An 8,368-nucleotide genomic window follows, 5' to 3' on the forward strand; every position below is an offset into this window, starting at 1 on the left:
GATGAAATCGAGAAGCGGATTTTATAATAGGTCTTTCGTCTCGACCGGCGCACCGCGCTGCGCCCGTGCCCGCCACCCCTGCCGTCCCTATGCCAGACAACGCTTCCACCCCGTTCGCCTCGCCCGTCGCCCGCGTCAAACCGGGCCAGCGGTTCGCCTTCGACGGCACGCACGGCTCCGCCGACGCACTCGCCATCGCCCGCTACCTTGCCGACAACCGCGACGCGGTCCCGCTCCTGGCGGTGATCTGCGCGAACGCGGTCGACGCGCAGCGGCTGTCGCAGGAACTCCGCTACTTCGCCCCCGACGCGCGCGTGCGCCTGCTGCCGGACTGGGAAACGCTGCCGTACGACACGTTCTCGCCGCACCAGGATCTCGTCTCCGAGCGTCTCGCGACGCTGCACGACCTCGGCGAGGGCCGCTGCGACATCCTGCTGGTGCCGGCCACCACCGCGCTGTACCGGATGCCGCCGGCGTCGTTCATGGCCGCGTACACCTTCGCATTCGCACAGGGCGAGCGGCTCGACGAGGCGAAGCTGAAGGCGCAGCTCACGCTGGCCGGCTACGAGCACGTGAGCCAGGTCGTGCGCCCGGGCGAATACTGCGTGCGCGGTTCGCTGCTCGACCTGTACCCGATGGGCTCGCCGCTGCCGTACCGGATCGACCTGTTCGACGACCAGGTCGACTCGATCCGCGCGTTCGATCCCGATACGCAGCGCAGCCTCTATCCGGTGCGCGACGTGCGCCTGTTGCCGGGCCGCGAGTTTCCGTTCGATGAAGCCGCGCGCACAGCCTTTCGCAGCCGCTGGCGCGAAACCTTCGAAGGCGACCCGAGCCGCGCGCCGATCTACAAGGACATCGGCAACGGCGTGCCGTCGGCCGGCATCGAGTATTACCTGCCGCTGTTCTTCGACGAGACGGCCACGCTGTTCCACTACCTGCCGCAGGATGCGCACCTCGTGTTCACCGGCGATCTCGACGCATCGATCCGCCGCTTCACGGCCGATACGAAGCAGCGCCATGCGTTTCTCGCGCACGACCGCGAGCGGCCGATCCTCGAGCCGCAGCGGCTGTTCCTGTCCGACGAGGACTTCTTCGCGTTCGCGAAGCCGTTCGCGCGCGTCGTGCTGCCCGCGCAGCCGGCCGGCGGCTGGGCGACGGGCCTGCCCGAGCTGACGGTCGACCGCCACGCGGACGATCCGCTCGCCGCGCTGCGCACGTTCGTCGAATCGTCGGGCAAGCGCGTGCTGCTGACGGTCGAATCGGCCGGCCGCCGCGAAACGATCCTGCAACTGCTCGCCGAGCATCACCTGCGCCCGACCTCGAACGACCACTTCGCGGGCTGGCTCGAAAGCGACGCGCGCTTCGCGCTCGGCGTCGCGCCGCTCGCCAGCGGCTTCACGGTACCGGGCGAAGGCTACGCGGTCGTCACCGAAACCGAGCTGTACGGCGCACTCGGCCGCCGCGCCGGACGCCGCCGCCAGGAACAGGCGAGCAACGTCGACGCGATGGTGCGCGACCTGTCGGAGCTGAAGGTCGGCGATCCGGTGGTCCATGCGCAGCACGGCATCGGCCGCTACATGGGCCTCGTGTCGATGGATCTCGGCGAAGGCGAGACCGAATTCCTGCATCTCGAATACGCGGGCGACAGCAAGCTCTACGTGCCCGTCGCGCAATTGCACGTGATCTCGCGGTACAGCGGCGCCGACCCCGACAGCGCGCCGCTGCACGCGCTCGGCTCGGGCCAGTGGGAGCGCGCGAAGCGCAAGGCCGCGCAGCAGATCCGCGACACGGCCGCCGAGCTGCTGAACCTGTACGCCCGCCGCGCGGCCCGCGAAGGCCACGCGTTCTCGCTCGATCCGCGCGACTACGTGAAGTTCGCGGAAAGCTTCGGCTTCGAGGAAACACCCGACCAGGCCGCGGCGATCGCGGCCGTGATCGGCGACATGACGAGCGGCAAGCCGATGGACCGCCTCGTGTGCGGCGACGTCGGCTTCGGCAAGACCGAGGTCGCGTTGCGCGCCGCGTTCATCGCGGTGCTGGGCGGCAAGCAGGTCGCGCTGCTGTCGCCGACCACGCTGCTCGCCGAGCAGCACACGCAGACCTTCGCCGACCGCTTCGCGGACTGGCCGGTGCGCATCGTCGAGCTGTCGCGCTTCAAGACCACGAAGGAAGTGAATGCGGCGATCGCGCAGATCAACGAAGGCAGCGTCGACATCGTGATCGGCACGCACAAGCTGCTGTCGTCGGACGTGCAGTTCAAGCGGCTCGGCCTCGTGATCATCGACGAGGAACACCGCTTCGGCGTACGCCAGAAGGAAGCGCTGAAGGCGCTGCGCGCGGAAGTCGACGTGCTGACGCTCACCGCGACGCCGATCCCGCGCACGCTCGGGATGGCGCTCGAGGGGCTGCGCGACTTCTCGGTGATCGCGACCGCGCCGCAGAAGCGGCTCGCGATCAAGACCTTCGTGCGCCGCGAGGAAGAAAGCGTGATCCGCGAGGCGATGCTGCGCGAGCTCAAGCGCGGCGGCCAGGTGTACTTCCTGCATAACGAAGTCGAGACGATCGAGAACCGCAAGGCAATGCTCGAGGCGCTGGTGCCGGAAGCGCGCATCGTGATCGCGCACGGCCAGATGCACGAGCGCGAGCTCGAGCGCGTGATGCGCGATTTCGTCGCGCAGCGCGCGAACGTGCTGCTCTGCACGACCATCATCGAGACCGGTATCGACGTGCCGAGCGCGAACACGATCATCATGCACCGCGCGGACAAGTTCGGCCTCGCGCAGCTTCACCAGTTGCGCGGCCGCGTCGGGCGTTCGCACCACCAGGCCTATGCGTACCTGCTGGTCCACGATCCGCAGGCGCTGACCAAGCAGGCACAGCGCCGGCTCGAGGCGATCCAGCAGATGGAGGAACTCGGTTCGGGCTTCTATCTCGCGATGCACGACCTCGAGATCCGCGGCACCGGCGAGGTGCTCGGCGACAAGCAGTCGGGCGAGATCCACGAGATCGGCTTCCAGCTCTACACCGACATGCTGAACGACGCGGTGAAGGCGCTGAAGAACGGCAAGGAGCCCGACCTCACCGCTCCGCTCGCCGCGACGACGGAAATCAACCTGCATGCGCCCGCGATCCTGCCGGCCGACTACTGCGCGGACGTGCAGGAGCGGCTGTCGCTGTACAAGCGTCTCGCGAACTGCGAGCACGGCGACGCGATCGACGGCATCCAGGAAGAGCTGATCGACCGCTTCGGCAAGCTGCCGCCGCAAGCGCACGCGCTCGTCGAGACGCACCGGCTGCGGCTCGCCGCGAAGCCGCTCGGCATCGTCAAGATCGACGCGAGCGAGGCCGCGATCGGGCTGCAGTTCGAGCCGAACCCGCCGATCGATCCGATGCGGATCATCGAGATGGTGCAGAAGCACCGGCACATCAAGCTCGCGGGCCAGGACAAGCTGCGCATCGAGACGCGCTCGCCCGATCTCGCGATCCGCGTGTCGACGATCAAGGAGACGCTGCGCGCGCTCGCACCGCGCGCGGGTGCGGCGAGCGCCGCACGTTGACGGCGGGCTGACGGCACGGCCGCGATGCTGCACCGCATCGCGGCCGGCGCGGGCGGGCGGACGCGTTTTTGAGTATGATTTTCCCATTCATCAGACGGAGTTTTGCCATGTCCACTCTCGACGCGACGGCGCCGTCCGCCGCCGACCAAGGCGACGCCGCGCTCGTCAGCCTGCCCTGGATCAAGCAACTGGTGTCGATGGACACGACGAGCCGCGTGCCGAACCTCGGCCTGATCGAAACGGTGCGCGACGCGCTCGCCGCGAAGGGCATCGCGTCGACGCTCACGCACGATCCGCGCGAAGGCTGGGCCAACCTGTTCGCGACCGTGCCCGCGCACGATGGCTCGACCGACGGCGGCATCGTGCTGTCGGGGCACACCGACGTCGTGCCGGTCGACGGCCAGCAGTGGGACAGCAACCCGTTCGCGCCGGAGCTGCGCGATGGCCGCCTGTACGGCCGCGGCACCTGCGACATGAAAGGCTTCATCGGCACGGCGCTCGCGCTCCTGCCCGAGATGCAGGCGACCAGGCTCGCGCAGCCGATCCATTTCGCGCTGTCCTATGACGAGGAAATCGGCTGTGCGGGCGCCCCGCTGCTGATCGCCGATCTCGTCAAGCGCGGCGTGAAGCCGTCCGGCTGCATCGTCGGCGAGCCGACCAGCATGCGGCCGATCATCGCGCACAAGGGCATCAACGCGTACCGCTGCTGCGTGCGCGGCCACGCGGCGCACTCGTCGCTGACACCGAAGGGCCTGAACGCGATCGAATATGCGGCGCGCCTCATCTGCCACATCCGCGACATCGCCGAGCGCTTCCGCGCCGAAGGCCCGTTCGACGAGCTGTACGACGTACCGTTTACGACCGCGCAGACGAGCACGATCCAGGGCGGCAACGCGATCAACACCGTGCCGGCCGAATGCCGGTTCGACTTCGAGTTCCGCAACCTGCCGACGCTCGATCCCGAGCAGATCTTCACGCGCATCGAGGCGTACGCACGGGAAACGCTGCTGCCGCAGATGCGCCGCGAGCATCCGAACGCGGCGATCGAGTTCTCGAAGATCGCCGCCGCGCCCGGGCTCGATGTAACCGAACAGGCCGCGATCACGCAGCTCGTGCGCGCGCTGACGGCCGACCAGGACAAGCGCAAGGTCGCGTACGGCACCGAGGCCGGCCTGTTCGAACGCGCGGGCATCCCGAGCATCGTCTGCGGGCCCGGCAACATCGAACAGGCGCACAAGCCGAACGAGTATGTCGAGCTCGCGCAGCTCGCCGGTTGCGAGCAGTTCCTGCGCAAGTTCATCCGCAGCATGTCGGTCGACGCACACTGACTGCCCCCGCCACGCCGGCCCGCGTGTGCGGGCCGGCCCACTCCCGCCACCCGCCACCCGCCACGTCATGTCGACTGAACAACAGGGCAATGCCCATACGACGATCGACGGCGAGCCGATTCCGACGCTCGACGAAATCGCCGCGCAGCATTTCGCGTTGTCGCCGTGGGTCGCGCGCACCCCGGTGTTCGAGCGCGCCGACCTCCCGTCCCTCGAGGGCACGCACGTCAACTTCAAGTTCGAGCTGCTGCAGGCAAGCGGCAGCTTCAAGGCGCGCGGTGCGTTCACGCACCTGCTCGCGCTCGACGAGGCGCGCAAGAACGCCGGCGTCACGTGCGTGTCGGCCGGCAATCACGCGGCGGCCGTCGCGTATGCGGCGATGCGGCTCGGCAGCAGCGCGAAGGTCGTGATGTTCCATACCGCGAGCCCGACGCGCATCGCGCAGTGCAAGCAGTACCGCGCGGAAGTCGTGCTCGCCGGCAGCGCGTCGCAGGCATTCGACCTCGTGCGGCGGATCGAGGCCGAGGAAGGCCGCTTCTTCATCCATCCGTTCAACGGCTATCACACGATTCTCGGCACCGCGACGCTCGGCTACGAATGGGCCACGCAGACGCCCGATCTCGACGCGGTGATCGTGCCGATCGGCGGCGGCGGGCTCGCGGCCGGCATGGCGACCGCACTGCGGCTCGCGAATCCGCGCGTGCACGTGTACGGCGTCGAGCCCGAAGGCGCCGACGCGATGAGCCGCAGTTTCGCGGCGAATCACACGATCAAGATGGGTGCGATGCAGACCATCGCCGATTCGCTGATGGCGCCGCACACCGAGGAATACAGCTACCAGCTGTGCCGGCGCCACGTCGACCGCATCGTCACGGTGTCCGACGACGCGCTGCGCGCGGCGATGCTGTTCCTGTTCTCGCATCTGAAGCTGTCGGTCGAACCGGCGTGCGCGGCAGCGCTCGCGGCGCTGCTCGGCCCGCTGCGCGAAACGCTGCAGGGCAAGCGCGTCGGCGTGCTGCTGTCGGGCACGAACACCGACCCGGCGACGCTCGGCATGCATCTCGCGCACGCGAAATTGCAGCCCTGACCCCGTGCCGGGTCCTCAGGGTTATCCCCAGTTTATGTTGACAGCCCTGTTGATAACCCGCCGGACAAACACGCAAGTGGTTGAGCGCGCAGCGTTTTACGCACACGAGGGGCGCCGGACGCGAAATAGGCAGATGCCGCCGCCGGATGCGTGCCGCACGACGTGCCCGACGTGCCGGCGGCTCACACGGCACGTGATCGGCGCTGCCGCGATCCGGCACGCATACCGCGAGCGCTTTCGCCGGGAGTCGGTCGGCGTCACGCTCGTGCCGGCCTGCGCGCCGTTCTGATTCGCCGTCCGGAACCCGCACTCGTCGGCGCGACGAGACATAAAAAAACGGGCGCCCGAAGGCGCCCGTCGCATGCGAACCATCCGCGTATCGCTTACTTGTTCTCGAACATGTCCATGATCTGCTGCTTCTCCTGCTGCGTGACGGGCGGCGGCGCGAGCCCTGCCGCGCCGGCCGAGCCGAGCGCATCGTTCGCGCTGATCGCGTTCGCGGCCGGGTTGATGTCCACGCTCGCGACGAAGCCGTTGCCCGGCGTGCGATCGGCGTAGTACAGCTCGCCGTCGATCGTCGTCAGGCCGTCCGGCATCGGCATCTGCTGCTCGGGCACGCCGTTCAGCGCGGTGCGCATGTAGTTCACCCAGATCGGCAGCGCGAGCTGCGCGCCGAATTCGCGGCTGCCGAGACTCTTCGGCTGATCGAAGCCCATCCACGCGACCGCGACGAGCGACTGCTGGTAGCCGGCGAACCAGCCGTCCTTCGCATCGTTCGTCGTACCGGTCTTGCCCTGCAGGTCGCCGCGGCCGAGCGCGTTGGTACCCGCGCCCGTGCCGGCCGTCGCGACCGTATGCAGCAGGCTGTTCATCACGTATGCGTTGCGGCCTTCGATCGTGCGCGGCGCGGTGCCGCCGGCGACCACCGGCTGCGACTTCTGCAGCGGCTGGCCGCGCGCGTCGTCGACTTCGGCGATCAGGTACGGATCGACCTTGTAGCCGCCGTTCGCGAACACCGCATAGCCGGTCGCGAGCTGCAGCGGCGTCACCAGGCCCGCGCCGAGCGCCATCGGCAGGTACGGCGGCGTCTTTGCCGGATCGAAGCCGAAGCGCTGCGTCACGTACTGCTGCGCGTACTGCGTGCCGATCGACGCGAGGATCCGGATCGACACGAGGTTCTTCGAACGTTGCAGGCCGGTGCGCATCGACATCGGACCGTCAGGCTGGTCGTCGTCCTTCGGCTCCCACGCGGTGCCGCCCGGCACGCTCGGCGGGAAGTACAGCGGCGCATCGTTGATGATCGTCGCCGGCCCGAGCCCCTTGTCGAGCGACGCCGAATAGATGAACGGCTTGAACGACGAGCCCGGCTGGCGCCACGCCTGCGTCACGTGGTTGAACTTGCTCTTGTTGAAGTCGAAGCCGCCGACGAGCGAGCGGATCGCGCCGTCCTGCGGCGCGATCGCGACCAGCGCGCCTTCGACCTGCGGCAGTTGCACGACCTGCCAGCCCGTCTTGCCGTCCTTCATCACGCGCACGATCGAGCCGGGCTTGATCCGCAGCGCGGCATTCGCGCGCGGACTCAGCGCGCCCGCTACGAAGCGCAGCCCGGCCGGGCCGATCGTCGTCGTCGCACCGCCGACGAACTGCACCTCGACCGCATTCGGCGACGCCGACAGCACCACCGCCGACTGCAGATCGCCGTTGTCCGGGTGATCGGCAAGCGCGTCGTCGACCGCCTCGTCGCGGTCGTCGCCGGCCGCCGGCAGGGTGATCGAACCTTCCGGCCCGCGATAGCCGTGACGGCGCTCGTAGTCGAGGATGCCGCGGCGCACGGCCTGGTAGGCCGCTTCCTGGTCGGTCGAGTTGATCGTCGTCGTGACGGTCAGCCCGCGCGTGTAGGTTTCGTCCTTGTACTGCTGGTACATCATCTGCCGCACCATCTCGGCGACATATTCGCCGTGCACCGCGTACTGGTTGCCCGGCGTGCGCACGTGGATCTCTTCCTTCACCGCCTGGTCGTACTGCGGCTGCGTGATGTAGCCGATCTCGAGCATGCGCTTCAGGATGTACTCCTGACGCACCTTCGCGCGCTTCGGATTGACGACCGGGTTATACGCGGACGGCGCCTTCGGCAGCCCGGCGAGCATCGCAGCTTCCGCGAGCGTGATGTCCTTCAGGTCCTTGCCGAAGTAGACCCGCGCGGCGCTCGCGAAGCCGTACGCGCGCTGGCCGAGATAGATCTGATTCATGTAGACCTCGAGAATCTGATCTTTCGTCAGCGCGCGCTCGATCCGGTACGCGAGCAGCATCTCGTAGATCTTGCGCGTGTAGGTCTTCTCGCTCGACAGGAAGAAGTTGCGCGCGACCTGCATCGTGATCGTGCTCGCGCCCTG

At 68.3% G+C, this 8,368-nt stretch carries 4 protein-coding genes; 3 read left to right on the forward strand and 1 reads right to left on the reverse strand.

Going from position 1 to position 8,368, the window contains the following annotated elements:
* Positions 1 to 89: 89 nt before the first annotated feature.
* The 3 genes from mfd (at position 90) to ACTJKF_RS07865 (ending at position 5,975) form a co-directional block, all read left to right on the forward strand.
* Complete coding sequence (gene mfd / locus ACTJKF_RS07855) at positions 90 to 3,560, forward strand: transcription-repair coupling factor (protein WP_440622994.1); 3,471 nt, start codon at positions 90 to 92, stop codon at positions 3,558 to 3,560.
* 107 nt (positions 3,561 to 3,667) lie between these two features.
* Positions 3,668 to 4,888, forward strand: coding sequence for an acetylornithine deacetylase (gene argE / locus ACTJKF_RS07860; RefSeq protein WP_440622995.1), 1,221 nt, complete (start codon positions 3,668 to 3,670; stop codon positions 4,886 to 4,888).
* A gap of 67 nt (positions 4,889 to 4,955) precedes the next feature.
* Positions 4,956 to 5,975 (forward strand): threonine/serine dehydratase, encoded by a 1,020-nt coding sequence (locus ACTJKF_RS07865; protein WP_440622996.1) that lies wholly within the window; start codon positions 4,956 to 4,958, stop codon positions 5,973 to 5,975.
* A 383-nt stretch (positions 5,976 to 6,358) separates the two neighbouring features.
* Here ACTJKF_RS07865 and ACTJKF_RS07870 read toward each other — a convergent pair.
* Positions 6,359 to 8,368, reverse strand: a 2,010-nt coding sequence (locus ACTJKF_RS07870) for a penicillin-binding protein 1A (RefSeq protein WP_440622997.1), incomplete at its 5' end; no start/stop codon positions are given.

It is taken from the genome of Burkholderia sp. 22313 (assembly GCF_052045245.1).
Classification (GTDB): Bacteria; Pseudomonadota; Gammaproteobacteria; order Burkholderiales; family Burkholderiaceae; genus Burkholderia.